We start from the raw sequence: 23,937 nt of genomic DNA, 5'->3' as shown, positions 1-23,937 counted from the left end.
GCGAAGGACCAAAGGTTAGGAACGCGAAATGAGCCGGACCATCTATCTGAACGGAACCTATATGCCCGAGGAAGAGGCCACCGTGTCGATCTTCGATCGGGGCTTTGTCATGGGCGATGCGGTCTATGAGGTCACCTGTGTGCTCGACGGCAAGCTGACCGAATTCGACGGCCATATGGCGCGTCTGGAGCGGTCGCTGAAAGAGCTGGAGATCGTCTGTGACATCACCCGCGAGGAATGGCTGGAAATCCACCGCAAGCTGATCGAGCTGAACGGGGTCGAAGAGGGCGGCGTTTATCTGCAGGTGTCGCGGGGAACCGCCGGCGATCGCGATTTCCACTATCCGCCCGCCGGCACGCCGCCGACCGTGGTGCTTTATACCCAGTCTAAGCCGGGGCTGGTCAACGACCCCAAGGCCGACAAGGGCATCAAGGTGATCTCGGTTCCCGATCTGCGCTGGCACCGTCGCGACATCAAGACCGTGCAACTGCTTTATGCGTCGATGGCGAAGATGGCCGCCGAAAAGGCAGGCAAGGACGACGCATGGTTCGTCGAGGACGGCTATGTCACAGAAGGCTCGTCGAACAACTGCTATATCGTCAAGGGTGGCAAGATCATCACCCGAGATCTGTCGCATGACATTCTGCACGGCATCACCCGCGGATCGGTCCTGAAGATGGCCAAGGAAGCACAGATGGAGATCGAGGAACGCCCCTTCACCATCGACGAGGCGCAGGCCGCGGATGAGGCTTTCTATACCTCCGCCTCGGCCTTCGTGATGCCGATCGTCGAAGTCGATGGCGTGGTTCTGGGCGATGGCAAGCCGGGCCCTGTCTCCAAGCGGCTGCGCGAGATCTACATTGACGAAAGCCGCAAGTCGGCGATCTGATCCGATCCGGTCTGAACGCGGAAAGGGCAGGCGGTTCGCCTGCCCTTTTGCATGTCTGGCGGTCAGCCTGTCAGGTCGATGCTCCGGTGGAGGCCGAGGCTTTGCAGAAACGCCGTGTCGTGACTGACCGCCAGCACCGCCCCGTCATAGGCCGAAAGCGCGGTCTCGAGGGCGGCGATACCGTCCAGGTCAAGGTGGTTGGTGGGTTCGTCCAGGATCAGCAGCATCGGCGGCGGGGCCGCGCCGAGAGTGCAGGCGAGGCCGGCGCGCAGGCGTTCGCCGCCGCTCAGATCGGCCGCCCGGCGCAGGGCGTCACCGGCGCGAAAGCCGAAGCGGGCAAGCGCGGCATGGGCGGCTCTGGTCTCGGCCGCAGGATGCAGCCGGCGGAAATTCTCGTGCAGCGACTGGGCGGGGTCGAGCAACCCCACGTGTTGATCCAGAAATGCCGTGGGAACCCGCCGCTCCACCTGACCCCGTTGCGGCGCCATCTCTCCGGCGATCATCTTGAGAAGCGTTGTCTTGCCGCTGCCGTTGGGGCCGGCGATGACGAGACGCTCGGGGCCGGTGACGATCAGTGACAGCCCCTTGATCACAGGGGCCTCGGCATCGTGGCCGCCAGTTACATCGTCTAGCCGCAGCACCAGCTTGCCGGGCGGCAGACCGGTGGGGGAGATATCCATCTGGATCGGGGTCAGAACCTCGATTCGGTCGCGGGCAGCGCCATGGGCGGTTTCGGCAGCCTCGTGCCGGGCCGCGCGCAGGCGGGCGTTGCCGGCGTCCGAGGCCTGGGCCCGGTCCTTTGCCGCATCCATCACGATCTTCGGTTGATCGCCCTTGGTGCGCGTCTTCTGCCCGGCGCGATCCTTGCGTGCCTTACGTTCGGCAGCCTGCTGGGCGCGGCGGGCGGTCTCGGTCCGGGTCTTCTCCGCTTGGGCCAGATCTCGGTGGGCTGCCTCCAGCTCGATCGCCTTCTGCTGGCGGAAGGCGCTGTAGGGGCCGCCGTATCGCGTCACGCCAAGCGCGGTCAGCTCGACGATGGCGTCCATCTCCTCCAGCAATTCGCGATCATGGCTGACGACGATGGCGCCGCCCGTCCAGCCCTGGATGAGGTCGATCACCGCCTGGCGCCCGGCGCGGTCGAGGGTGTTGGTGGGTTCGTCGAGCAGCAGAAGTTTCGGCTGGGAAAGAAGGGCCGCGGCAAGGCCCGCGCGGGTGCGCTGCCCGCCGGAGAGCTGCGCCAGTGGTGTCTCCGGGGGCAGCGACAGGCCTGCACGCAGCAAGGCGGCCTCGATCCGGGCAGGTAGCGTCCAGTCCGCCCTGGTCAGCTCCTCGACATCGGCAAGGCCCGCCTCCGCCCGGTCGAGCAGGTCAAGTGCGGATCGCAGGCCGAAGAGATCGGCGAGGGTGTCATCGGGGTGGCCGGCCACATCCTGCCGCAGCATGGCGACCGAGGCGGGGGCGATGATCCGGCCGGTCACTGGCCGCAGCTCCCCCGCGATCAGCTTCAGAAGGGTGGATTTGCCGGTTCCGTTGCGCCCGACGATGCCGGTGCGCTCGGCGCCGAAACTCAGGGTCAGGTCGTGGAAAAGCGGGCTGCCGTCAGGCTTGGTCCAGGTGAGGTTGGAAAGGCAAACAGATGCAGGCATGGGTCAGAACGTCTCGCAGCGATACCGAAGGGGTGAGGGCGGCGAGGGTCTGGTCCATGTCGAAATGTCTCCTTGGTAAGTCTCCGTCGGAACATAGGGGGCGCCAGCCGAGTTGCAAGTGGAGCGCCGGTGTCGCGGTCCGGCCGTGTCAGCCGGGAAGGTCGATCCTGATCTGTTCCAGAAGCCACCGCAGCGCCGGGTCGGCGCGACGCCGACGGTGGTGGATCGCCACGAAGGAGATCGGGGGGAGCGTGAAGGGCGGCGGCAGCAGCGCCAGATCATCAGCGGCGGCCTCGAGGCTGCTGCGGGCCGCAGTCAGGATCAGATCGGTGCCGGCAATGACCCGCGGTGCGACGCTCCAATGCGGCAGGATCAGGGCGATGCGCCGGGCCCGGCGGTGGTGGCGCAGATGCAGGTCGATCTCGGTCGCGGCCTCGCCATGGACGGCGACCAGCACATGTGGAGCCGACCAGTAGAGATCCTGGGTCAGGCCCCGGAAGGGATGCGGCTGGCTTCCGGGGTCGAGCAGGCAGGCATAGCTGTCTTGGAACAGGGGATGGCTTTGGATTTGCGGCGGAAGGGAGGGGAATACGCCAAGCGCCAGGTCGATCGCGCCATCCACGACTGCAGCGATCATCGCCTCGCGGCTGTGCTGCGTCACCGTCAGGTCGATCCCCGGCGCGATGCGCCGCAGCCGGGGCATGAGCTTTGGCAACAACAAGGTGGTGCCATAGTCCGAGGCCGCAATCCAGAACTGGTGACGCGCCGTCGGATCGAACTGGTCCGGCGTCAGAACCGTCCTGATCTGGCTGAGCGCTTCTGTCAGCGGCACGGTCAGTTCCAGCGCCCTCAGCGTCGGCTGCAGGCGCCCGCCCTCGCGGGTGAACAGAGGATCATCCAGCGTGCGCCGCAGCCGCGCCAGCGCATGGCTGACGGCGGGCTGGCTCATGTTCAGCCGTTCGGCCGCGCGGGACAGGTGCTGTTCGGCCAAAAGCGCGTCCAGAACCACCAGCAGATTCAGATCGACGGATCGAAGATTATTCATATCGTGCATGTTAGGCGATGAAATATGAATTTCAAATGCACAAGTCGGAAGCTTAGCAGGGCGGAAAACGAGAAAGGAAAGATCATGCAACTTTCGGTCGTTCTGCTGTTGTCTGCCGTTCTGGCTGGTGCCGTCGTTCCCTTTCAGGGCGGGGCGAATGCGGCGCTGGGGCGTGCGCTGGGCCATCCGCTGTGGGCGACGCTGGCGTCGCTGGCGATCAGCCTGCTCTGTGTCATTCCGGCCTTGATCGCGCTGCGGGTTCCGCTGCCGAACCTCAGTGCCCTGGCCGGGCAGCCCAAGTGGATCTGGTTTGGCGGTGTCGCGGGGGTGATCTATGTTACCGCCGCAATTTTGTTGGTGCCGCGGCTGGGGGCGGCGGGCTTCATGATGGCCGTGATCGCCGGGCAGGTCATCGCCTCGGTCGCCATCGACCATTTCGGAGCGGTCGGCCTGCCTGTTCGTCCGGTCGAGCCGGCGCGGCTGGTCGGGGTTGCTCTGGTGAGTCTTGGCGTGGTGCTGGTGCAGTGGCCGGCGCTGGCCCGGCTGTCTGGCGGCTGAGGTACGCTTGGGGCAAAATGGGGCGCGGTCTTGGCCCCGGTTTTTACCCCGGTGGCGCCCGTGGCGCCTGGCCCGGGGCCGCCCTAACGGCCCCGGGCAGTTTGCTCTCTCAGCCGAACCGGAAGCTCGACGCGGTGACGCCGCCGAAGATATTGGTCTGGTGATAGGTCCGGGTGACCGGCGCATCCTCCGCCGCACCGAGCGCGGTGAAGAGCGGCACCAGATGATCCTCCTGGGCGTGACACCTGCGGGCCGAGGGGGCCTGTTCCCAATTCAAGATGGCTTTGGTCCGCTCTTCCGGGGCCAGCGCCAGGGCCTGGTTCAGCCAGCTATCGAACTCGGCCGAGGGGATGCGGGCGCGGGGGCCGAACTCCCGCAGGTTATGATAGCTGAGGCCGGAGCCGACAATCAGCACGCCTTCCTCGCGCAGCGGTGCCAGGGCACGGCCCAGGGCCATATGCTGCGCCGGGTCGTAATTGTGCCGGATCGACACCTGAAACAGCGGCATATCCGCTTCGGGGTACATCAACGCCATTGGCACGAAGGTGCCGTGGTCATACCCCATTTCATTGTCCAGATGCGTGGGCAGACCGGCGCCGGCGATCAGATCGGCCGTCTTCTCCGCCAGTCCCGAGGCGCCGGGGGCAGAATACTTGATCTCGTAGGTATGCGGCGGGAAGTTGTAGTAATCATAGACCATCGGCGGATGGGCCGCATGCATCACCGCGAAATCGTCGGCCTCCCAATGGCCCGACACCATGAGCACCGCAGTGGGTTTGCGGGGCAGCTCGGCGGGGATATGGGCAAGCGATTTCGCCAGCGGGGCCAGATGTTCGGCCATATCCGGGATCCAGGGCCAGGGGCCGCCGCCGTGCGAGATGAAATAGGTGGGCATCAGGTTGGTCATGTCAGGCACTCCTCAGGGGGTTGCGTTGCATGGAATGTAGCGAGTGCCGACCGGGGGGATAAGGCGCTTGCGCGAACAGACCCTGTGCGGATCGCCGCAGAATACGCCCGGGGCGTGGCGGCGGCGCCTGACGGGCGGGTCATGGCACCAGCACGGCGGCGCCCTGCAGCCGGCCCGCGCGCAGATCGTCCAGCGCTTGGTTCGCCTGGTCCAGCGGATAGGGGACCGTTTCTGTTTTCACCTGAGCGGCTGCCGCCAGTGGAAAGAATTCCTCACCGTCCTGGCGGGTCAGATTGGCGACAGAACGGATCTCACGTTCCTCCCAGAGATCGGCGTAGGGAAAGCTTGGAATGTCGCTCATGTGGATGCCGCCGCAGATCACGCGACCGCCCTTGCGCACTGCCTTCAGTGCCAGCGGAACCAGCGCGCCGACCGGGGCGAAGAGGATCGCGGCATCCAGCGGCTCGGGCGAGGGGGCCGAGGAATTGCCGGCCCAGACCGCGCCCAGACGGCGTGCGAAGTCCTGTGCCGCGATATCGCCGTCGCGGGTGAAGGCCAGTACTCGGCGGCCCTGGTGAAGGGCGATCTGGCACAGGATATGCGCCGCAGCGCCGAAGCCGTAGAGACCCAGCACCTCGGCGTCGCCCGCCATCGACAGGCTGCGATAGCCGATCAACCCGGCGCAGAGCAGCGGGGCGAGTGCCACCGGGTCAGCCTCGTCGGGCAGGGGAAAGGTGAAATCGGTATGCGCCAGACAATATTCCGCATAGCCACCGTCAAAGGTGTAGCCGGTGAAGAGCGGCTCGTCGCAGAGGTTTTCCCGCCCCATGTCGCAATAGGGGCAATGGCCGCAGGCATGGCCCAGCCAGGGCACGCCGACGCGCTGGCCTTCGGTGAGCCCGACGACCCCGGGCCCGAGCGCGGCGATGCGGCCGACGACCTCATGTCCCGGCACCAGCGGCAGCTTGGGCTGGGTCAATTCGCCATCGACGATATGCAGATCGGTGCGGCAGACACCGCAGGCCTCGACCTTCAGCAGGATTTGCCCCGGCCCTGGTGTCGGGCGTGGCAGGTCCCGCAGCTCCAGAGGTGTACCGACCTGTTCGAAAACCATCGCGCGCATGATGTTGTCCCTGTTTCTGCCCCGGTTATGGTCAGCCTATCACGACTGCACGCGGGGCGTTTGAGATGAATCAAAGCTGCCGGGTGTCATCGCCTCCGGAGCGGCTGCGGCGCAATGTTCCGGCGATCCAGCGCAGCTTGGGGATGCAGGACCCGTCGTTGATCGGCAGGCAGGCTGATCACGATCGGCGTCGTGCCGGCAGCGGCGCGGGTTGGCTGGCCGTTTTCGGACCTCATACTCCGGGCGATATCGTCTTGAGGCAGCGGGTTTGCTAAATTGGCATCATGCTTGATTTCGACACATGCAATGCGGCGCGGCTGCGACGCGATCCCGAGTTCGATGGCAGGTTCTTCACTGCCGTCCGGACGACGATGATCTATTGCCGGCCGGTTTGTCCGGTCAAACAGCCGTTGACGAAGAACGTCAGCTATTTCCCGACCGCGGCGGCGGCGGAACGGGCCGGTTATCGCCCCTGCCTGCGCTGCCGGCCAGAGACCGCGCCCTTCTGTGCCGCCTGGAATGGCACCCGGACCACAGTGGAACGGGCGTTGCGGTTGATCGAGGCCGGCGCGCTCGATACCGGAACGGTGGAGGACCTCTCCGGGCGGCTTGGTGTCGGGGTGCGGCATCTGTCGCGGCTCTTTGCGAAACACGTCGGGGCATCGCCACTGCAGGTGGCGCAGACGCTGCGGATCGGGCGGGCCAAGCGGTTGCTGGACGAGACGGCGCTACCGATCTCCGAGGTCGCCTTTCGGGCCGGTTTCGGCAGTGTCAGGCGGTTCAACGCGGCCTTTTCCAAGCTTTACGATCGGTCGCCCTCGTCGATCCGCAGGGCGGTGCGGGGATGAGGCTCTGTTATACTCATATCGACAGTCCGATCGGGCGGCTTCTGGTCGCAGGCGACGGGCGCGCGCTGCATTTCCTGAGTTTTCCGTCGGGTAGCAAGGCCTTTGGTCCGCGCGCGGACTGGCGTCAGTCGGACAGCCCCTTTGCCGAGGTGCGGCGTCAGTTGATCGCCTATTTCGCCGGGGAGCTGCGCCGTTTCGATCTGCCGTTGCATCTGGCGGGCACTACGTTTCAGAATGATGTCTGGCGATATCTTGCGGATATCCCTTTCGGGGAAACGCGCACCTATGGCCAGATTGCCAACGCGCTCGGTCGCCCGAAGGCGAGCCGGGCGGTGGGAGCGGCGAATGGCAGCAACCCTTTGCCGATCATCCTGCCGTGTCATCGGGTCATCGGATCGAACGGGGCGCTGACCGGGTTCGGCGGTGGGGTGCCGGTCAAGGCCGGTCTTCTGCGTCTGGAAGGCGTGCTGCCCGCCGGGGTCGCGGCAGGCGGACAGGGCTGATCCGGCGGTCGGGGGCCGGAAGGCGCCTCAGCTCTTGCCCACGTTCTCGGCAAAGGCGGTCTTGAAGGCCTCTTGTTTCTCGGTGCTGGCCTCGGTCTGGTTGAGGGTCTTCCAGTCGTCATATGGCATGCCGTAGAAGGCTTCGCGCGCCTCTTCCTTGGTCATCTCGATGCCGCGCGCATTTGCGGCTTCCTGATACCAGCGGCTCAAACAGTTGCGGCAGAAACCGGCGAGGTTCATCAAGTCGATGTTCTGTACATCGGGCCGCTTTTCCATCAGGTGATCGCGCAACGCGCGGAAGGCGGCGGCCTCAAGTTCGGTTTCGGTCTGCTTGTCCATGACGAAGGAGCCTCCTGTTGCTGAAACAGATCTAGGGCGTACCGGTGGGTTTGTCACCGGCCGGTACTTTTGAAAAATTCCGGTCGGTGCAGGGTCAGAGACCGGAAATTTCCAGGGCGCGGGTCAGGATCGGGGCGAGCCGTCTGGCCCAGTCCTGCTGTCCCGTCTCTTCGGCAATCAGATCGTTGCGGATTTCGATCAGGACGTTGGGACGGCCCTGTTTCAGGGCATGTTGGTCGATCGAATCGCCAGGCAGATGGCCGCCATAGGGTTCATTCTCGCCCACCACCAGATCGGGCTCGGCGCGCAGCAGTTCCAGCAGCGGCGCGGCCAGCCGGGTATCGCCCGCATGCAGGACGCCGATATGCCAGGGCCGGGGATCGCGGCCACGCAATTGCCGGGTGAAGGAATGCATGGCCAGGATAGCCGTATGGGGCAGGGCGGCAAATCGTGCCAGTTCCCGGTGATAGGGCCGGTAGCAAAGCTCAAGCCGGCGCTCGACTTCGGTGGCGTCGGCGTCGCGGTTGGCCGGGATCACCGAGCCGTCGTAAAGCTTCATCACCAGCGTCGGGTCGTCCTCGCCCCGGTTGGGGTCGATCACCAGACGCGAGAAATTGCTGGCGATCACCGGACCGTCCAGCAGCGTGCCCAGATGGCGCGACACCCCCCAGGCGCCGACGTCATAGGCGATATGGCGTTCCATATCCGTGCGCGGCAGCCCCAGGTCGCCATTGCCCACCTGGGGAGGGACCGTATTGGTCGCATGGTCGCAGGTGATCAGCCAGCGGCCGGTGCGGGTTTCGCCTTCGAGGAAATACGGGATATATGTCATTGGCCTGTCATCGCTTTGCCCCCACATTTAGGGGAGTTGTGCCGGAATGGGAATTGGGCAAAGACAGTGGGGCCCGGAACATGCGCTCTTTGCCGCCGGATGCGGCAGGGCGGCGCGGAAGACTGCAAGGAGAGGCCGATGAGACGGCAGCGTAACGTGAAGATTGTCGCAACCCTGGGGCCGGCGTCTGAGACCTATGACACCATCCGCGCGCTGCACGAGGCCGGCGCCGATGTGTTCCGGTTGAACATGAGCCATGGAAGCCACGACGATATCCGCGCCAAGCACCATGTCATCCGCGAGGTGGAGCGCGATCTGGGCAGTCCGATCGCCATCCTGGCTGATCTTCAGGGGCCCAAGCTGCGCGTCGGCACCTTTGCCGATGGTCCCCACGCGCTGCAGGACGGGGCTGCCTTCCGCTTCGATCTCGACCCGACCGAGGGCGACATCAACCGCGTCTGCCTGCCGCATCCGGAAATCTTTCAGGCGCTGGAACCCGGTGCCACGCTGCTGGTCAATGACGGCAAGATCCGCCTGATGGTCGAGGCCTGCGGTGACGACTTCGCCGATTGCGCGGTGATCGCGGGCGGAGAGATTTCTAACCGCAAGGGGGTGAACGTTCCGGACGTGGTGTTGCCGTTGGCGGCGCTTTCGGAAAAGGACCGGGCCGATCTCGAATTCGTTTGCGCGCTGGGCGTCGATTGGTTGGCGCTGTCCTTCGTGCAGCGGGCCGAAGATGTGGCCGAGGCGCGCGCGCTTGCCAAGGGGCGCGCCGCAATCCTCGCCAAGATCGAAAAACCGGCGGCGGTCGAACATTTCAACGATATCCTTGCGGTCTCGGACGGGATCATGGTGGCGCGTGGCGATCTGGGGGTGGAGCTGCCGGTGCAGAAAGTGCCGCCGATCCAGAAACGGCTGATCCGCCAATGTCGCGCCGCCGCCAAGCCGGTGATCGTGGCGACCCAGATGCTGGAAAGCATGATCGAAAGCCCGATGCCGACCCGGGCCGAGGTCTCGGACGTGGCCGCTGCCATCTATGAGGGCACTGATGCGATCATGCTCAGCGCCGAATCCGCCGCGGGCCATTATCCGGTGGAGGCGGTGAGGACGATGGACAACGTCGCCATCGAGGTCGAGGCCGATCCGAATTACCCCACGATCCTGGCGGCCTCGCGCCGGGCAGACGGGCATTCGGTGGCCGATGCCATCGTCGCCGCCGCCCGTGAGATCGCCGAAACCACCGATATCAAGGCGATCTGCTGTTTCACCCAGTCGGGGACGACGGCGCTTTTGACTGCGCGAGAACGCCCCGGCGTGCCGATTTTCGCCATGACCAGCCTTCTGGGCACCGCCCGGCGGCTGTGTCTGAGCTGGGGGTGTAACTGTGTGATGACCGGAGAACTGGAGCGGTTCCGGGGGGCGGTGGTCAGCGCGGTGCGCGCGGCGCGCGATGGTGGCTTTGCCGCGCCCACGGATCAGATCGTGGTGATCGCCGGGGTGCCCTTCAATATGCCGGGCACCACCAATATCCTGCGGATCGCGCCCTGTGACGAACGGTTGATCTATACCACGGATCCCGGCTAGGCCTAGGGCAGCAGGGAGCGCGGCATGGATACCGATCTTATTCTGGTTCTGGGGCTGATCGTGGTCTTCTTCGCGATCCCGGCCCTGGTTTCGGCCTTTAGCGACAACCGCCGGCTGACCGCGCCGGCGATCAGCCTGCTGATCGGAGTGTGCATTGCGGCCTATGCCTATGTCTCGCATCCTGGCGGCTATGCGCTGGCGCAGATACCGGATGTCCTTTTCGGGGTGGTGGGGCGCTATTTGCCTTGAAAGGGCGGCTCGGGGCGGGGAAATGGCCAAAAATCCGAAAAACCCGGCCTGAGGCTCTTGCCAGATTTATCGCTTTTGCCTAAACGGCTCTCCTGATCGCGCGACCGGCCGGAGTGGCATGCCGAGTCGCGTTTGTAACCGACCCGTAAGACAGGAGACGGAAATGCCCAAGATGAAGACCAAGTCGAGCGCTAAAAAGCGCTTCAAGGTGAGCGCGACCGGAAAGGTCATCACCGCCCAGGCCGGCAAGCGCCACGGCATGATCAAGCGCCACAAGAAATTCATCCGCAACGCCCGCGGCACCACCACCATGTCCGCCCCCGACGCCAAGATCGTCAAGGGCTTCATGCCCTACGACCGCTAATAGGAGGTTCGAGAGATGTCCCGCGTTAAAGGTGGTACCACGACCCACGCCCGCCACAAGAAAGTCATCAAGGCCGCAAAAGGCTATTACGGCCGTCGCAAGAACACCTTTAAGGTGGCGCGTCAGGCTGTTGACAAGGCGAACCAATATGCAACCCGCGACCGGAAGGCGCGTAAGCGCAATTTCCGCGCTCTGTGGATCCAGCGCATCAATGCCGCCGTGCGTGCGCATGACGAATCGCTGACCTATTCGAGCTTTATCAACGGTCTGTCGAAAGCCGGGATCGAAGTGGACCGTAAGGTTCTGGCCGATCTGGCCGTGCACGAGCCGGCCGCTTTCGCCGCGATCGTCGATCAGGCCAAGGGCGCTCTGGCTGCCTGAGCCAGCGTCTGAGAGGTTACGGAAAGGCCGCCCTGAGGGCGGCCTTTTTGTTTTATGGTGGCCTGCGGGGTCAGAGCAAATCCCCGCCGATCCGCCGCTGTGCCAGCGCAACAAACGCGCCCGCGCTGAGGATACCGGCGGCGCCGAGCAGCCCGTTGCCAATGTTTCCAGTCGCATCCCCAAGCCAGCCGGCGGCCACCGGCCCCACGGTCTGCGTGATGGCGAAGACCACGGTATAAAGGCTGATCGCGGCGCCCCAGCTTTCCGGTGTCAGGTTCTGGCGGGTGAAATTGGTCACCGCCCCTGGCGCCATGAAAACCGACAAACCGAAGATCACCGCCGAAACGGCGAGCCCCGGGCCGGCCGGAAACACCACCGCCAGGGCCGACCCCGCAGCGATGCAGATCAGGATCAGCGCCAGCGGCAGGCCGGTGGCGAAACGGGCGAAGACGGGGCGCCAGACGAAGGGTGACAGGCACAGGCAAGCCCCCAGCAGCGCCCAGACCGAGGCGATCAGCCCGGCGCCCGATCCCTGTTCGGTCATCCAGGCGCTGAGGAAGGTCAGATAGACGATATAGCCCATGCCGAATGAGGCATAGCCGGCGATTTCGGGCAGCATGCGCCCGACCGGTAGTGGTGTCCTTGCCGGTCGGGCGGCGGTTCTGGGTGGTCGCAGGCTTTCGCCCGCCCAGAGTGACAGCGGCGCGAATGCGGTGCAGGTGAGCCCCACGAGGACCCAGCCCATCGGCCAGCTTCCCGGGCCGTAGTGATCCAGCATCAGCGGCAGCACGCCGCCAGCCAGCATGATCCCGAAGCCGCCGCCGAAGCCGAACAGAAAGGCGATCGCCAGCGCGTTCTTTCTGGGGCTCTCGGGGAAGAGCTGCGCCGCCAGTGCCCCACCTGAGGAGAAAGACAGCGCCCCGAAGGCTCCGGCCAGAACCCGCCACAGTGTTTGCCACCAAAGCGCTGGTTCCAGCCCCGTGGCTAGCAGGGCCAGCGTGGTGGTGACAAGGCCGATGCTGAACAGCCGGGCGGCGCTGATCCGGCCGATCAGGATCATCGTCGCCACCGCGCCGGCCAGATACCCCAGCGCGTTGGCGGTGTTGAGCCAGCCCGCCTGGGCATAGCTCCAGCCCATTTCGGCCTTCATCGCCGGCAGCAGCAGGCCATAGGAAAAGCGCGCGAAGCCGTTGGTGATGCAAAGCCCCAGCGCCAGCCCCAGCAGAACCAGCCAGGGGTGACGCTCTGCCGCGCTGCCGCGCCACTCAATGCCCGGCATAGACCGCCCGTTCGAAGGCCTCATAAGTCGCGGCCATCGCCGGATCGAGGAAGGGCAGGGATTGCGTCATCAGCACGGCGCAGAGGTCGCGCGCCGGGTCGATCCAGTAATGGGTGTTGCAGACCCCCGCCCAGCCAAGCGATCCGGCACTGCGGCGACCGGGAATATCGGCCTCGTTGCGCAGGAAGGCCATCGAATGGGTGACCCGGTTGCCGGGGAAAAGATCGACATCGGCGCTGACCGACGGCGCCGCCGTGATCATCTTCTGAAACGCCAGTCCCTGCATCTGGTCCTGCATCATCAGCGCCATGGCCTCGGGCGAGAGGATGCGGGTGCCGTCCAACTCGCCACCGTTCAGCACCATGCGCAGGAACCGCATGTAATCAGGCGCGGTGGAATAGAGCGCATGACCCATACCATAGGCTTCCGGCTGTGCCGGCGGCGACAGGCGGGTGGGGCGGAAGGTGCCGTCTTCCGTGCGCATCTTGACATCGGCCAGCCGGTGTTCGCGGCCCTCGGGTTCGAACACCGTGTCTGTCATGCCGAGCGGTTCGAAGATCTCTTCGCGGCAGAACCTGTCGATCCTCCGACCGTCGGCGGCCTCGACCATGCGGCCCAGCCAGTCGATCGACAGCCCATAGCCCCAGCGGGTGCCGGGATCGGAGGTCAGCGGATAGCGCAGCCCCTCCAGTTGGCCCGACAGCGCCGGCGGCCGGGTCTGGCTGGCCAGGTATTTCGCCACATCGGCATTCCAGAATTCGTATTCGATGCCGCTGGTGTGGGTCACTAGATGCCTGAGCGTCGCGACGCCGCGTTGCGGGCGCAGGATCGGCTCATCTCCGTTCCAGCCGTCAAGCACCGGAAGATCGGCCCAGTCGGGCAGCAGGTCGGCCACCGGGGTCTCAGGGGTCAGGGTGCCGCGGTCGATTAGGATCAGCGCGGCGAGCGAGCCGATCGCCTTCGTCATCGAAAAGATGCGAAACAGCGTATCCTCTGCCGCCGGTTGCCCATCGGCGGCCTCGCCGATGCTGGCACTGAAGTTGATCCCCTTGGAGCCTCCCACCATGGCCACCGCAAAGGGCAACGCAGCCGTCTCCACCGCGTGACACAGCACGCGTTTTGCCTCTTCCATGCGCTCCTCCCTCGCATTTCGTTGCGTCGAAGCCTAGGTGCGGTCCCGGGGGCTGTCCATCGCGCCGTCGCGTGACTTGCATTCGCGGAGCAGCGGGGCTAGCAGGACCTGAGCAAGCAGCAGAGGGCCGTCATGGACGATCTTAAGGCAAAATATCTGACGCAGATCGCAGATGCCGGCGACGAGGCCGCGCTTGAGGCGATCCGTCTGGCCGCAGTGGGCAAAAAGGGCGAAGTCAGCCTGAAGATGCGCGAACTGGGCAAGATGTCGCCAGAAGAGCGCCAGGTCGCGGGCCCGGCGCTGAATGCGTTGAAAGACGAAATCAACAGCGCGCTGTCCGCGAAGAAATCGGCGCTGGCCGACAAGGCGCTGGACGAGCGGCTGCGCAGCGAGTGGCTGGATGTCACCCTGCCGTCGCGTCCCGCGCGTCATGGTACGCTTCATCCGGTCAATCAGGTCACCGAAGAGGTCACCGCGATCTTCGCCGAGATGGGCTTTTCCGTCGCCGAAGGCCCGCGGGTGGAAACCGATTGGCACAACTTCGATGCGTTGAACATTCCCGGCCATCACCCCGCCCGGGCCGAGATGGACACGTTCTACATGCATCGCGCGCCGGGCGATACCCGACCGGCACATGTGCTGCGCACCCATACGTCGCCGGTGCAGATCCGGTCGATGGAGGCGCAGGGTGCGCCGTTGCGCATCATTTGCCCGGGCGGCGTCTATCGCGCCGACTACGACCAGACCCATACGCCGATGTTCCATCAGGTCGAGGGGCTGGCGATCGACACCGATATCTCCATGGCCAACCTCAAGTGGGTGCTGGAAGAGTTCGTGAAGGCCTTCTTCGAGGTCGACGATGTGGAGTTGCGCTTCCGCGCCTCGCACTTCCCCTTCACCGAACCTTCGGCCGAGGTCGACATTCGCTGTTCCTGGGAAGGCGGTACGCTGAAGGTGGGCGAGGGCGACGACTGGCTGGAAATCCTCGGTTCCGGCATGGTGCACCCGAAGGTCCTGCAGGCCGGAGGCATCGACCCCGATCGCTATCAGGGCTTCGCCTTCGGCATGGGGATCGACCGCATCGCGATGCTGAAATACGGCATCCCCGACCTGCGCGCCTTCTTCGACAGTGATCTGCGCTGGTTGCGGCACTATGGCTTTGCCAGCCTCGATGTGCCGACACTGCACGGTGGTCTCAGCCGCTGAGGGGATGGCCGCCCGACACGTCGGGCGTGTGGGGCACAGACGAATGAATTCTGAGGGGCGCTTGGTGGCGCCCCTTGTTCTTCGTTGCGGGGCTGCATTTCGGGCTTGGGCACTGTCATGCCCGCGGGCAAAAGAAAACCCCCTCCCAGCAAGCCGGAAGGGGGCGAAATCTCGGGGTCGGGCGCGTGGCCCTGTGGCTTATGCCAGTGCCAGGTTGATCGCCGATTCACGACCGTCACGGCCGGATTGCAGATCGTAGGTCACTTTTTGGTTGTCGGCCAAGCCGGTCAGGCCCGAGCGCTCGACAGCGGAAATGTGCACGAACACATCTTTGCCGCCATCTTCGGGCGCAATGAAGCCGTAGCCTTTGGTGGAATTGAACCATTTGACGGTGCCGTTGGCCATCGTCGTTTCTCCTGTTTTACATCTCTGCCCGCGGAATGCGGCAGATAGGCTCGGTCGTAGCAAGATCGAAGGCTGAGCCTGTTTGTAGAAGCAGCAGAGTCGATAGCGTAACGTTGCGGGGAATAGATAGGAGTGGCGCAGGCCACTTGGCAAGGGGGCAAAATATTGAATTTTTGTGTCGTGGTCATTCCGACCCACCCCGGCGCATGTGCCGGGGCCCTGCCCTGGAAGGGCGGGCAGGGGATGCGGGGGGAGAAACCGGAGCGGTCAGGCGTTGTCAGAGCACGGTGACCACGGTGCCCAGGGGCACCCGCTGATAGAGGTCGATCACATGGTCGTTCAGCATCCGGATGCAGCCATTCGACCAGCTTTGACCGATGCTGTCGGGCTGATTGGTGCCATGGATGCGGAAATAGGTGTCGACCCCGTTCTGGAACAGATAGAGCGCCCGTGCCCCGAGCGGATTGTCCGGTCCGCCGGGTTGGACGTATTTGTTGCCGGCGAACCGGGCATAGGTGTGGGGCGCGCGTTCGATCATCTCGTCGGTCGGGCGCCAGGTGGGCCATTCCCGTTTGGCGTCTATGGTGGCGGTGCCGGTGAATTCCAGCCCGGCCTTGCCGACGCCAACACCATAGCGGATTGCCTGTTTCGGTTCGGTCACCCAATACAGATAGTAAGAACGCGGCAGGATCAGCATCTGGCCAGGCAGGAACTCTTTCCGGATGCGCACATATTGCGGGGTCGGGTCGAAATCCTGGGGTTGCGCCGGGCTGACCTCGGGCCAGATCAGCGGCAGGCCAGCAGCGGCGGCGGTGGTGAGAAAGGAGCGGCGTGTCAGCATGGAGCTCATCGCAGGTTGAGGGGTGAGCCCCATTTTGACCGCTTGTCGGAAGAGGTCAATGATGGGCTGGGCAGAGTGGCTCACAATCCTGCGGAGCTGTCTTCTGGATGGCTTGTGGTGCCGCAATGGCTTCCTATATGATTTGTTGAATGTGATGCTTTGCGAAAGGAACCGAGCATGGCGGGCAAGAAACTGACCTGTCTGGACTGCGGTCAACTCAACCGGGTGCCAGAGGAAAAACTGCTGGCGGGCGCAAAATGCGGCACCTGTGGGGCGCCGCTGCTGCCGGCGAAGGCGGTCGAGGTTGATCCCGAGACCTTGGCGAAGGCGGCGAAGAACGACGATCTGCCGCTGGTGGCGGATTTCTGGGCGCCTTGGTGCGGGCCGTGCCGTATGATGGCGCCAGAGTTCACCAAGGCGGCGGCGAGCCTGCAGGGCAAGGCGCGTCTGGTGAAACTGAATACCGAGGATCATCAGGCCGCTGGCATGAAGTACGGCATCCGCGGTATTCCGACGATGGTGGAATTCGCAGGTGGGCGCGAGGTGAAGCGCCAGTCGGGCGCCATGCAGGAACGCCAGATCCTGAGCTGGATCGGGGTGTAGGCACCTGCTGCATCCTGACACGTCCCCAACCTTCTTCTGACAGGGGGGGCGGGGGTCAGAAGCTGAGGGTGGTGATGATCCGCGCGGGCGCCAGTGGTGCACCCTTGGCGTCGGTCATTGCCCGCAGCTTGCGTTGGCCGGCGCCTGGGATCGCGGCCTCGACCTGGGCGCGATGCACATCGCTGACCCGGTCGGCGGCGCAGGCCCCTTCCGCCCGCCAGCGACTGTAGGAGATCGGCCCGGCCACGGCGCCGGCGATCACATGCGGCGCCACATCGTTCGCCGAGACCTGGCCCGAGGCGATCAGGGCCTTGATCGCCTCGCCGATGATCTCGGCGCTTTCGTGAAATTCCATCTTGGCTATGACGCGCTCGGTTTCGGTCGGGGTGTCGTCGGTCAGGCAATGGCGCGCCACGAACAGCCAGTCGTGGATCATATAGGCCGGCGCATAGCCCCAGGGTGAGAACCCCTTGAACATCTGCGCCGGTTTCGGGATCGAACCTCCATCGGTATAGATCATCTCGGGCCGGATTTCCGTCGGGGACGCCCCGCCGCCCCGGATCAGCCGCAGCGGATCGCGCGGATTGGGGACATAGACGAATTTCCCGTCCCCCTCGGTGGCCGATCCTTCCCCCACCCACATGACGAAGACGGTGCCCTTGATCCGGCCTTCGGGCAGCGCGTCGTAGTCCACCCAGCCGCAGGCGGCGAGGAGGAAGGGGAGAAGGAGGGCAAGGCGTGGCATTCGGGGGCTCCGGTGATTGGTGGAACTGTGCCGGAGTTGGGAAAGCTTGGGAAGGTTTTTCGCGTATGGGTTGAAACGAGGGGGGCTGTGCCTGGTCCAGGCGAACAAGGGTCAATTGCTCGAGACGATCAAAGCTCGCCTGCTGCGATCCCTGCGAAGGCGCTGGTTCAGGCGGTGAAGGGGGATTTCATGATTTCCCGAACCGCGTTCGAGTTATGATGTCGCGCGTGCAAACTGACGGCTCCGTTCTCCCTCGAGCGGATAAGATGATCCATCCAATAGGCGACAATCGCTCGCCTGACATCCTCTTGTGCCAAATAGTTGGCGGCCCTCTCGGTTGAGGACCTGAAACTAATCATCTTCAATCTCTCCGAGGCGCTGGTGTAGAGAAGCCCCGATGGAATGAGGTCAGCCCAATGCCTTGGCAACCGCAGGCCGATCAGCTTGTCGACACCCAAAACGAAGGTCGTTTTCTCTTCGCCCCTAGGATCGACGGCATAGGCGACTTCATGTTTTCCGATGTTCAATGTGAACAGGCGCCCTCCGGCAGTGGAGGGGTAGAGTGAAAGTGTCCAGTATCCCTGCAAGTCCAGCATCAGATCCAGGCCGGATACATGGAAGAGACGGCGGAGATAAGCCTTCAGACCAAGGTCGAGCGACAGCCTTTGCAGTTTGGCGGCCCCGACGAAAAACTCCGATGGGCTATCTTCAAACAGTTGAGTTGCCTGCGACGCGGTGATGCGAAACAGTTCCTTGGTGTTGGGAATATCCCGCACCAGAAACTCACGAAGGCTGCGATGAAAATACGTCTCCGAGGTGCGGATATCGTTGACGTGAATAAAGTCGTGAATGTGCCAAGGCGCGAATTGGCCGTAGGCGATGCTTTTGTTTATTTCTGACAGTCTGAGCGGTGGGAGCCGCTCAGACATGCCGATCTTGATATGTGGCGTCTTGGGGGAAGTCAGAGCATAGATATAGCCCTTCGTCACCTGGTAAACTTCTTGTATTTCAGCCGTTTGGGCTCCAGCGCGTCCGGTCCCAGCCGGCGCTTCTTGTCCTCTTCATAGGCACTGAAGTCACCTTCGAACCATTCCACATGGGCCTCGCCCTCGAAGGCGAGGATATGGGTACAGATGCGGTCGAGGAAGAAACGATCGTGCGAGATCACCACGGCGCAGCCGGCGAAATCGACCAGCGCGTCTTCCAGCGCCCGCAGGGTTTCCACGTCGAGGTCGTTGGTCGGTTCGTCGAGGAGGATGACGTTGCCGCCTTCCTTCAGCAGCCGCGCCATATGGACCCGGTTGCGTTCCCCACCCGACAGCAGACCGACCTTCTTCTGTTGATCTCCGCCCTTGAAGTTGAAGGCCGAGCAATAGGCGCGGGAGTTCATCTGCGCATCGCCCAGCTCGATCAGCTCGGCGCCGCCAGAGATGGCTTCCCACACGGTGTCGTCGGCGTTCAGGTCGTCACGGGATTGATCGACATAGGCCAGTTTCACGGTATCGCCGCATTCGACGGTGCCGGCATCGGGCTGTTCCTGCCCGGTCAGCATCTTGAACAGGGTCGATTTACCGGCACCGTTGGGGCCGATGACACCGACGATGCCACCTGGCGGCAGGCTGAAGGACAGATCCTCGATCAGCTGCTTGTCACCCATGTGTTTGGACAGGTGTTCGACCTCGATCACCTTGTTGCCCAGGCGCGGGCCGTTGGGGATGACGATCTGGGCGCGGGAGATCTTTTCGCGTTCGGACTGGCTGGCCAGATCGTTATAGGCGTTGATCCGCGCCTTCTGCTTGGCCTGACGCGCCTTGGCGCCCTGCCGCATCCAGTCGAGTTCACGTTCCAGCGTCTTCTGGCGGGCCTTGTCTTCCTTGGCCTCATGCTCCAGCCGTTTGGCCTTCTGTTCCAGCCAGGCGGAATAGTTGCCCTCATAGGGGATGCCGCGGCCACGATCGAGTTCGAGGATCCAGGAGGTGATGTCATCCAGGAAGTAGCGGTCGTGGGTGACGATCAGAATGGTGCCCTTGTACTCGATCAGGTGCTGTTGCAGCCAGGCGATGGTCTCGGCGTCGAGGTGGTTGGTCGGTTCGTCGAGCAGCAGCATGTCGGGCGCTTCGAGCAGCAGCTTGCACAGCGCCACCCGGCGGCGCTCGCCGCCCGAGAGAGTGGCTACATCGGCGTCGTCCGGCGGGCAGCGCAGCGCCTCCATCGACACGTCGACCTGGCTGTCCAGATCCCAGAGGTTCTGGCTGTCGATCTCGTCCTGAAGCCGCGCCATTTCGTCCGCGGTCTCGTCCGAGTAGTTCATGGCGAGTTCGTTATAGCGGTCGAGGATGTCTTTCTTGGCCTTGACCCCCAGCATGACGTTTTCACGCACGCTCAGGTTTTCGTCGAGCTGCGGCTCCTGCGGCAGATAGCCGACCTTGGCGCCTTCGGCCGCCCATGCCTCGCCCGAGAAATCCTTGTCGATCCCGGCCATGATGCGCATCAGGGTGGATTTACCGGCGCCGTTGACGCCGACCACACCGATCTTCACCCCGGGCAGGAAGTTCAGGTGAATGTTCTCAAAGCATTTCTTGCCACCTGGGTAGGTCTTGGAGACACCCTGCATGTGGTAGACGTATTGATAGGCGGCCATCTGGTCAGCTCCGGCTTTGGGACATGGGCGTTGGTTGGCCTTGGTGTCTAGCCAAGCTGGGGGGCAAGGGCAATATCGCAAGGGCAATATCGGTGGATGCCGGTCGGGCGGGGAGGCGGCAGAAGCGATGCCTCTTGTATCTTGAGTGAAATTATCGGAAATAAGGGCGTCGCGCCTTGCCGCGCAAAAGGAGAGATGTCATGCCCGCAACGCCCCCGCCTGTCCCCGATCTGAAACGCCCAGCCCAGAAGCGCCCTGGCGCGCGCGTGGTCACGGTGCTGGCTCGGCGGCGGCTGACGCCCAACATGATCCGGCTGACCGTGACCGCGCCGGAGTTGGCCAATGTGGCACCGGGGTGCGAGGGGGCGAATTGCAAGATCCTGCTGCCCGAGGTGGGGGAAAGCAGGGAAGCCTTTTCCGGGCGGCTGACCGAGGGGCAGCGGCCGGTGACACGGACCTATACCGTGCGCCATTGGCGGCCCGAGGTGCTGGAGATGGACATCGACTTTGTCGATCATGGCGACGGCGGCCCGGCCAGTGCTTTCGCGTTGCGGGCGCAGCCGGGGGATTTCTTTGGTCTGGCCGGCCCCGGCCCGGTGAAGATGAGCGATTTTTACGCCGATTGGTATCTGATCGCTGCCGATATGTCGGCCCTACCGGTGGCCGCCGCCGCGCTGGAGGCAATGCCGCGTGATGCCAAAGGCGTGGCTGTCTTTGAGATCACCGTACCGGAGGACCGGCAGGAGATCGACGCGCCCGAGGGAATCGAACAGCATTGGCTGATCCAGTCAGATCCGCATGAGCCGTCGACCGCGCAGGAAGAATTGATCCGGGCGCTGCCCTGGCCTGAAGGGCGGGTGCAGACCTGTATTGCCGGCGAAAGCGGGGTCATCAAGGCATTGCGCGGGTTCCTGCATCAGGAAAAGGCGTTGGATCGCAAGGACACCTATATCTCCGGCTATTGGAAGATCGGGCTGGTCGAGGACGAGCATCAGAAGATGAAGCGGGCCGAACAGAGCTGATCGGGGAACGAGGGTTTCGGCTGGATCCTCTGGCGTGCCCGCCTTAGGGTCGCGCGCCAGAGGAGACGGGGCATGAGATGTGGTTACCCCCCCGCCGGGTGCGGGCAGTCTGTTGGCTTGCTGGGGGGATCCTTCGATCCGCCCCATGAAGGTCACGTGCATATCACGCTTGAGGCGTTGAAGCGGTTCGGGCTGGATCGGGTCTGGTGGCTGGTCAGCCCCGGCAATCCATTGAAAACACGCGGTCCCGCGCCCTTGTCCGAGCGGTTGGAACGGGCCCGGGCGATTATGCGCCATCCCCGCGTCAGCGTCACCGATATCGAGGCACGGCTGGGCACCCGGGCGACGGCGGATACTCTGGCGGCGCTTCGGGCGTGCTATCCGGGGGTGCGGTTCGTCTGGCTGATGGGGGCCGACAATCTGGCGCAATTGCACCGCTGGCAAAATTGGCGCGACATTGCCGATAGCGTTCCGGTGGGGGTCCTGGCGCGACCGGGTGACAGGATTTCGGCGCGGATGTCGCCGGCGGCGCGGATTTATGGCGCCAGCCGGATCGCCGGCGGGGCGAGCCATCTTCTGGGGCGGGCCGGGGCTCCGGCCTGGTGTTTCGTCAATGTGCCGATGCTGGATATCAGCTCGACCCAGATCCGCGAGGGAGCTGGTTGATCCTTCTGCTACAGACAGGCGGTGTGGTGCGAATTTTGCGATCTTCGTCTTGTTCGGCGCGGAAAGCTGCGATTTTATGGACACGTTGGAAACCGGATTTTACAGCGTGATCTTGCAATGAATGATGGGGTTTCGCGGCGCCGGGCGCTGGGATTGCTGGCAGCGGCGATGACCGCGCCGGGCGCGGCCATGGCGGGGGCGCCGGCAGTGTCGGTACGGCCGCATTTGCGCGGTGGCGAAATTGCCACCCGGGCGGTCGGTGGCGCAAAAGGCGTGATCGCCCGTTTCGGGTTGCCGGGCGAGGTGGTCTGTGCGGTGGCCGATGTGAGATCGGGGCGCCCGCTGGAGGCCGTGCAGGATCAGGACGCCTTGCCGCCGGCGAGTGTGGCGAAAATTCTGACGACGCTTTACGCGCTGGACCGGCTGGGGCCGGGCTATCGGTTCCGGACCCGGCTGATCGGCACGGGGCCGGTGGAGGGCGGGGTTCTGAAAGGCGACCTGGTGCTGGCGGGGGGAGGAGACCCGACGCTCGACACCAATGACCTTGCGGCCCTGGCGGCAGAGCTGAAACAGAAAGGTTTGCGCGAGGTGCGCGGGCGGTTTCTCGTCTATGACGGTGCCTTGCCCTATGTCCACAGCATCGACGAAACTCAGCACGAACATCTGGGCTATAGTCCCGCAGTGTCGGGCATCGCGCTGAATTTCAACCGGGTGCATTTCCAGTGGGCACAGGGCGCCAAGGGTTATGCGGTGGCGATGGATGCGCGCAGCGATCGCTATCGCCCCGAGGTGGCCATGGCCCGGATGCGGGTCGTGAACCGGGCGGTGCCGATCTATACCTATGCCGATCGCAAGGGGATCGACGATTGGACCGTGGCGAGCGGCGCCTTGGGGAAGGAGGGGTCGCGCTGGTTGCCGGTGCGGCGGCCGGCCGAATATGCTGGTGATGTCTTCCGCACCATGGCCGCCGCATATGGGATCACCTTGAAACCGGCCGATGTTACCCGCAACCTGCCCGGCGGTACGGTTCTGGTCAGCCATGACAGCGAGCCGCTGCACGAGATTCTGCACGACATGCTGAAGTATTCGAACAATCTGACCGCCGAGATGGTGGGCATGACCGCCAGCGCGAGCAGCGGGCAGAGGCCGGAAAATCTGAGGGATTCGGCGGCGGCGATGAATGGTTGGGCGGCGGCCAATCTGGGAATGCGCCACACCCGGATGGTGGATCATTCGGGCTTGGGCGATGCCTCTCGCATGACGGCAGGGGATCTTGTTACCGCGTTGGTGCAAGTGCGCCGGACTGGCACGCTGCGCCCGTTGTTGAAGCCCTTTCCGATGCGCGACGCCAAGGGGCGCGTGGTCAAGAAACATCCGATCAAGGTGGATGCAAAGACCGGGACGCTGAATTTCGTGTCCGGGTTGGGCGGGTTTCTGACTGCGCCCAACGGCACTGAACTGGCCTTTGCCATCTTCGCCTCCGACCCTGGGAAACGGGCGCGCTCAAAGGGAGCTGAGGGGGATATCCCGAAGGGAGCCCGCGCCTGGAACCGCAAGGCCAAGCAATTGCAGCAAAGGCTGATAGAGCATTGGAGCGCGGCCTATAGCTGAGGCCGCGCCGGGGCTTTGATCAGGTCAGGTGACGGGCGCGGGCGCCGCGTTCGATGGCGGCGGCATGAAGCCGGTCGATATTCAGCTCATAGCGGATTTCTTCCAGCAAGCGCAGCTCGGGTTCGGCTAGGGTGCCGTCAGCGGCGGCCACATCGCAGGCCAGCGCATAGGCGGTTTCGAACAGCCGTTCCGGCAGGTCGCCGCGAATCAGGCCGAATAGCGCATCCAGCCCGTCCTCTTGTTCGAGCAGGTCGAACACGGTTTGCGAGATCTGCTTGATCCGGTCGATGTCGTAATCGGCGAAGACTGGCAGATGGTTTACGGCGGATTGGATCTTGACCAGTTCCGCGGTTCGGATGTTTTCGTCAGAGGCGGAAACGGCGACCATCAGCGCGATAAGGCAGTCCTGGGCGCTGAGCACATGCTGTTCGGGGTTCGACACGGGGGTGTTCCTCAGGTTTTTAAGGCGTCGCAGCTCAAAATATTGACGCCGCAGCGCCAGCACAATAGGTAGCGGC

The 23,937-nt window shown here is 64.1% G+C and carries 27 protein-coding genes; 13 read left to right on the top strand and 14 right to left on the bottom strand.

Features of this window, described 5'->3' with window-relative positions:
- Window positions 1–28: 28 nt before the first annotated feature.
- Complete coding sequence (locus G455_RS0116920; protein ID WP_028094778.1) at window positions 29–889, top strand: D-amino-acid transaminase; 861 nt, start codon at window positions 29–31, stop codon at window positions 887–889.
- Between the two features lie 62 nt (window positions 890–951).
- Here G455_RS0116920 and G455_RS0116915 read toward each other — a convergent pair whose 3' ends face one another.
- Both G455_RS0116915 and G455_RS0116910 read right to left on the bottom strand, forming a co-directional pair.
- Window positions 952–2,535, bottom strand: coding sequence for an ABC-F family ATP-binding cassette domain-containing protein (locus G455_RS0116915; RefSeq protein ID WP_028094777.1), 1,584 nt, complete (start codon window positions 2,533–2,535; stop codon window positions 952–954).
- 148 nt (window positions 2,536–2,683) lie between these two features.
- Complete coding sequence (locus G455_RS0116910; RefSeq protein WP_028094776.1) at window positions 2,684–3,580, bottom strand: LysR family transcriptional regulator; 897 nt, start codon at window positions 3,578–3,580, stop codon at window positions 2,684–2,686.
- A gap of 84 nt (window positions 3,581–3,664) precedes the next feature.
- Here G455_RS0116910 and G455_RS0116905 point away from each other — a divergent pair, with 84 nt between their 5' ends.
- Window positions 3,665–4,138, top strand: coding sequence for a DMT family transporter (locus tag G455_RS0116905; protein WP_028094775.1), 474 nt, complete (start codon window positions 3,665–3,667; stop codon window positions 4,136–4,138).
- Window positions 4,139–4,247: 109 nt separating this feature from the next.
- On the opposite strand, the gene G455_RS0116900 is transcribed toward G455_RS0116905, so the two are convergent.
- The gene (locus G455_RS0116900) at window positions 4,248–5,045 is read right to left on the bottom strand and encodes a DODA-type extradiol aromatic ring-opening family dioxygenase (protein WP_028094774.1); all 798 of its coding nucleotides are present in this window, start codon (window positions 5,043–5,045) and stop codon (window positions 4,248–4,250) included.
- 139 nt (window positions 5,046–5,184) lie between these two features.
- Window positions 5,185–6,168, bottom strand: coding sequence for a zinc-dependent alcohol dehydrogenase family protein (locus G455_RS0116895; protein ID WP_028094773.1), 984 nt, complete (start codon window positions 6,166–6,168; stop codon window positions 5,185–5,187).
- Between the two features lie 284 nt (window positions 6,169–6,452).
- Between G455_RS0116895 and G455_RS0116890 the strand changes: the two genes are divergently transcribed.
- On the top strand, window positions 6,453–7,016 hold the full coding sequence (locus G455_RS0116890) for a bifunctional transcriptional activator/DNA repair enzyme AdaA (protein WP_028094772.1): 564 nt from the start codon (window positions 6,453–6,455) through the stop codon (window positions 7,014–7,016).
- Complete coding sequence (locus G455_RS0116885) at window positions 7,013–7,519, top strand: methylated-DNA--[protein]-cysteine S-methyltransferase (protein WP_028094771.1); 507 nt, start codon at window positions 7,013–7,015, stop codon at window positions 7,517–7,519. Before G455_RS0116890 ends, G455_RS0116885 begins: the two co-directional genes overlap by 4 nt.
- Before the next feature lie 27 nt (window positions 7,520–7,546).
- Here G455_RS0116885 and G455_RS0116880 read toward each other — a convergent pair whose 3' ends face one another.
- On the bottom strand, window positions 7,547–7,858 hold the full coding sequence (locus G455_RS0116880) for a DUF1244 domain-containing protein (protein WP_028094770.1): 312 nt from the start codon (window positions 7,856–7,858) through the stop codon (window positions 7,547–7,549).
- A 94-nt stretch (window positions 7,859–7,952) separates the two neighbouring features.
- Window positions 7,953–8,690, bottom strand: a complete 738-nt coding sequence (locus tag G455_RS0116875) for an N-formylglutamate amidohydrolase (protein ID WP_028094769.1) — start codon at window positions 8,688–8,690, stop codon at window positions 7,953–7,955.
- Between the two features lie 138 nt (window positions 8,691–8,828).
- On the opposite strand from G455_RS0116875, the gene pyk reads away from it, so the two are divergent.
- The 4 genes from pyk to rplT all read left to right on the top strand — a co-directional run bounded on the left by pyk (window position 8,829) and on the right by rplT (window position 11,268).
- Window positions 8,829–10,274: a pyruvate kinase gene (gene pyk / locus G455_RS0116870; RefSeq protein ID WP_028094768.1), complete on the top strand. Its 1,446-nt coding sequence runs from the start codon at window positions 8,829–8,831 to the stop codon at window positions 10,272–10,274.
- Between the two features lie 24 nt (window positions 10,275–10,298).
- The gene (locus G455_RS0116865; RefSeq protein WP_028094767.1) at window positions 10,299–10,523 is read left to right on the top strand and encodes a hypothetical protein; all 225 of its coding nucleotides are present in this window, start codon (window positions 10,299–10,301) and stop codon (window positions 10,521–10,523) included.
- A 163-nt stretch (window positions 10,524–10,686) separates the two neighbouring features.
- Window positions 10,687–10,887 (top strand): 50S ribosomal protein L35, encoded by a 201-nt coding sequence (rpmI, locus tag G455_RS0116860; protein WP_028094766.1) that lies wholly within the window; start codon window positions 10,687–10,689, stop codon window positions 10,885–10,887.
- Between the two features lie 15 nt (window positions 10,888–10,902).
- Window positions 10,903–11,268: a 50S ribosomal protein L20 gene (gene rplT / locus G455_RS0116855; protein ID WP_028094765.1), complete on the top strand. Its 366-nt coding sequence runs from the start codon at window positions 10,903–10,905 to the stop codon at window positions 11,266–11,268.
- A 70-nt stretch (window positions 11,269–11,338) separates the two neighbouring features.
- Here rplT and G455_RS0116850 read toward each other — a convergent pair whose 3' ends face one another.
- Together G455_RS0116850 and G455_RS0116845 are read right to left on the bottom strand one after the other, a co-directional pair.
- On the bottom strand, window positions 11,339–12,547 hold the full coding sequence (locus tag G455_RS0116850; protein ID WP_051312589.1) for a YbfB/YjiJ family MFS transporter: 1,209 nt from the start codon (window positions 12,545–12,547) through the stop codon (window positions 11,339–11,341).
- On the bottom strand, window positions 12,534–13,679 hold the full coding sequence (locus tag G455_RS0116845; protein WP_035366930.1) for a serine hydrolase domain-containing protein: 1,146 nt from the start codon (window positions 13,677–13,679) through the stop codon (window positions 12,534–12,536). The genes G455_RS0116850 and G455_RS0116845 overlap by 14 nt, the downstream gene beginning before the upstream one ends.
- Before the next feature lie 132 nt (window positions 13,680–13,811).
- On the opposite strand from G455_RS0116845, the gene pheS reads away from it, so the two are divergent.
- Complete coding sequence (gene pheS / locus G455_RS0116840; protein ID WP_028094762.1) at window positions 13,812–14,885, top strand: phenylalanine--tRNA ligase subunit alpha; 1,074 nt, start codon at window positions 13,812–13,814, stop codon at window positions 14,883–14,885.
- A 198-nt stretch (window positions 14,886–15,083) separates the two neighbouring features.
- On the opposite strand, the gene G455_RS0116835 is transcribed toward pheS, so the two are convergent.
- Together G455_RS0116835 and G455_RS0116830 are read right to left on the bottom strand one after the other, a co-directional pair.
- Window positions 15,084–15,290 (bottom strand): cold-shock protein, encoded by a 207-nt coding sequence (locus G455_RS0116835; protein WP_028094761.1) that lies wholly within the window; start codon window positions 15,288–15,290, stop codon window positions 15,084–15,086.
- A gap of 277 nt (window positions 15,291–15,567) precedes the next feature.
- Entirely contained in the window at window positions 15,568–16,131 is a 564-nt protein-coding gene (locus tag G455_RS0116830) for a L,D-transpeptidase (RefSeq protein WP_028094760.1), read from the bottom strand.
- A 177-nt stretch (window positions 16,132–16,308) separates the two neighbouring features.
- On the opposite strand from G455_RS0116830, the gene trxC reads away from it, so the two are divergent.
- The gene (gene trxC, locus G455_RS0116825) at window positions 16,309–16,734 is read left to right on the top strand and encodes a thioredoxin TrxC (RefSeq protein ID WP_028094759.1); all 426 of its coding nucleotides are present in this window, start codon (window positions 16,309–16,311) and stop codon (window positions 16,732–16,734) included.
- 55 nt (window positions 16,735–16,789) lie between these two features.
- Here trxC and G455_RS24470 read toward each other — a convergent pair whose 3' ends face one another.
- From G455_RS24470 to ettA, 3 genes are all read right to left on the bottom strand, one after another.
- Window positions 16,790–17,479, bottom strand: a complete 690-nt coding sequence (locus G455_RS24470) for a hypothetical protein (protein WP_051312588.1) — start codon at window positions 17,477–17,479, stop codon at window positions 16,790–16,792.
- A 167-nt stretch (window positions 17,480–17,646) separates the two neighbouring features.
- A complete protein-coding gene (locus tag G455_RS25715; protein ID WP_051312587.1) occupies window positions 17,647–18,468 on the bottom strand; it encodes a GIY-YIG nuclease family protein in 822 nt (273 codons plus the stop codon).
- On the bottom strand, window positions 18,465–20,120 hold the full coding sequence (gene ettA / locus G455_RS0116810; protein WP_028094758.1) for an energy-dependent translational throttle protein EttA: 1,656 nt from the start codon (window positions 20,118–20,120) through the stop codon (window positions 18,465–18,467). The genes G455_RS25715 and ettA overlap by 4 nt, the downstream gene beginning before the upstream one ends.
- Window positions 20,121–20,320: 200 nt before the next feature.
- Between ettA and G455_RS0116805 the strand changes: the two genes are divergently transcribed.
- The 3 genes from G455_RS0116805 to dacB all read left to right on the top strand — a co-directional run bounded on the left by G455_RS0116805 (window position 20,321) and on the right by dacB (window position 23,419).
- A complete protein-coding gene (locus G455_RS0116805) occupies window positions 20,321–21,142 on the top strand; it encodes a siderophore-interacting protein (protein WP_035366928.1) in 822 nt (273 codons plus the stop codon).
- Window positions 21,143–21,214: 72 nt separating this feature from the next.
- A complete protein-coding gene (locus tag G455_RS0116800) occupies window positions 21,215–21,808 on the top strand; it encodes a nicotinate-nucleotide adenylyltransferase (protein WP_028094756.1) in 594 nt (197 codons plus the stop codon).
- Window positions 21,809–21,925: 117 nt separating this feature from the next.
- On the top strand, window positions 21,926–23,419 hold the full coding sequence (dacB, locus tag G455_RS0116795; RefSeq protein WP_028094755.1) for a D-alanyl-D-alanine carboxypeptidase/D-alanyl-D-alanine endopeptidase: 1,494 nt from the start codon (window positions 21,926–21,928) through the stop codon (window positions 23,417–23,419).
- Window positions 23,420–23,438: 19 nt separating this feature from the next.
- Here dacB and G455_RS0116790 read toward each other — a convergent pair whose 3' ends face one another.
- The gene (locus tag G455_RS0116790) at window positions 23,439–23,807 is read right to left on the bottom strand and encodes a tellurite resistance TerB family protein (RefSeq protein WP_051312591.1); all 369 of its coding nucleotides are present in this window, start codon (window positions 23,805–23,807) and stop codon (window positions 23,439–23,441) included.
- Between the last annotated feature and the right edge of the window lie 130 nt (window positions 23,808–23,937).

Origin of the sequence: Pseudodonghicola xiamenensis DSM 18339, assembly GCF_000429365.1 — a bacterium.
GTDB classification, from domain to species: Bacteria; Pseudomonadota; Alphaproteobacteria; order Rhodobacterales; family Rhodobacteraceae; genus Pseudodonghicola; species Pseudodonghicola xiamenensis.
The sequence above is the reverse complement of the archived record's forward strand: the minus strand, read 5'-3'. Positions and strand labels throughout refer to the sequence as shown.

Coding starts and splice junctions, on each gene's coding strand:
- G455_RS0116920 (WP_028094778.1), top strand. CDS start 29: ATGAGCCGGACCATCTATCTGAACGGAACCTATATGCCCGAGGAAGAG.
- G455_RS0116915 (WP_028094777.1), bottom strand. CDS start 2,535: ATGCCTGCATCTGTTTGCCTTTCCAACCTCACCTGGACCAAGCCTGAC.
- G455_RS0116910 (WP_028094776.1), bottom strand. CDS start 3,580: ATGAATAATCTTCGATCCGTCGATCTGAATCTGCTGGTGGTTCTGGAC.
- G455_RS0116905 (WP_028094775.1), top strand. CDS start 3,665: ATGCAACTTTCGGTCGTTCTGCTGTTGTCTGCCGTTCTGGCTGGTGCC.
- G455_RS0116900 (WP_028094774.1), bottom strand. CDS start 5,045: ATGACCAACCTGATGCCCACCTATTTCATCTCGCACGGCGGCGGCCCC.
- G455_RS0116895 (WP_028094773.1), bottom strand. CDS start 6,168: ATGCGCGCGATGGTTTTCGAACAGGTCGGTACACCTCTGGAGCTGCGG.
- G455_RS0116890 (WP_028094772.1), top strand. CDS start 6,453: ATGCTTGATTTCGACACATGCAATGCGGCGCGGCTGCGACGCGATCCC.
- G455_RS0116885 (WP_028094771.1), top strand. CDS start 7,013: ATGAGGCTCTGTTATACTCATATCGACAGTCCGATCGGGCGGCTTCTG.
- G455_RS0116880 (WP_028094770.1), bottom strand. CDS start 7,858: ATGGACAAGCAGACCGAAACCGAACTTGAGGCCGCCGCCTTCCGCGCG.
- G455_RS0116875 (WP_028094769.1), bottom strand. CDS start 8,690: ATGACATATATCCCGTATTTCCTCGAAGGCGAAACCCGCACCGGCCGC.
- pyk (WP_028094768.1), top strand. CDS start 8,829: ATGAGACGGCAGCGTAACGTGAAGATTGTCGCAACCCTGGGGCCGGCG.
- G455_RS0116865 (WP_028094767.1), top strand. CDS start 10,299: ATGGATACCGATCTTATTCTGGTTCTGGGGCTGATCGTGGTCTTCTTC.
- rpmI (WP_028094766.1), top strand. CDS start 10,687: ATGCCCAAGATGAAGACCAAGTCGAGCGCTAAAAAGCGCTTCAAGGTG.
- rplT (WP_028094765.1), top strand. CDS start 10,903: ATGTCCCGCGTTAAAGGTGGTACCACGACCCACGCCCGCCACAAGAAA.
- G455_RS0116850 (WP_051312589.1), bottom strand. CDS start 12,547: ATGCCGGGCATTGAGTGGCGCGGCAGCGCGGCAGAGCGTCACCCCTGG.
- G455_RS0116845 (WP_035366930.1), bottom strand. CDS start 13,679: ATGGAAGAGGCAAAACGCGTGCTGTGTCACGCGGTGGAGACGGCTGCG.
- pheS (WP_028094762.1), top strand. CDS start 13,812: ATGGACGATCTTAAGGCAAAATATCTGACGCAGATCGCAGATGCCGGC.
- G455_RS0116835 (WP_028094761.1), bottom strand. CDS start 15,290: ATGGCCAACGGCACCGTCAAATGGTTCAATTCCACCAAAGGCTACGGC.
- G455_RS0116830 (WP_028094760.1), bottom strand. CDS start 16,131: ATGCTGACACGCCGCTCCTTTCTCACCACCGCCGCCGCTGCTGGCCTG.
- trxC (WP_028094759.1), top strand. CDS start 16,309: ATGGCGGGCAAGAAACTGACCTGTCTGGACTGCGGTCAACTCAACCGG.
- G455_RS24470 (WP_051312588.1), bottom strand. CDS start 17,479: ATGCCACGCCTTGCCCTCCTTCTCCCCTTCCTCCTCGCCGCCTGCGGC.
- ettA (WP_028094758.1), bottom strand. CDS start 20,120: ATGGCCGCCTATCAATACGTCTACCACATGCAGGGTGTCTCCAAGACC.
- G455_RS0116805 (WP_035366928.1), top strand. CDS start 20,321: ATGCCCGCAACGCCCCCGCCTGTCCCCGATCTGAAACGCCCAGCCCAG.
- G455_RS0116800 (WP_028094756.1), top strand. CDS start 21,215: ATGAGATGTGGTTACCCCCCCGCCGGGTGCGGGCAGTCTGTTGGCTTG.
- dacB (WP_028094755.1), top strand. CDS start 21,926: ATGAATGATGGGGTTTCGCGGCGCCGGGCGCTGGGATTGCTGGCAGCG.
- G455_RS0116790 (WP_051312591.1), bottom strand. CDS start 23,807: ATGGTCGCCGTTTCCGCCTCTGACGAAAACATCCGAACCGCGGAACTG.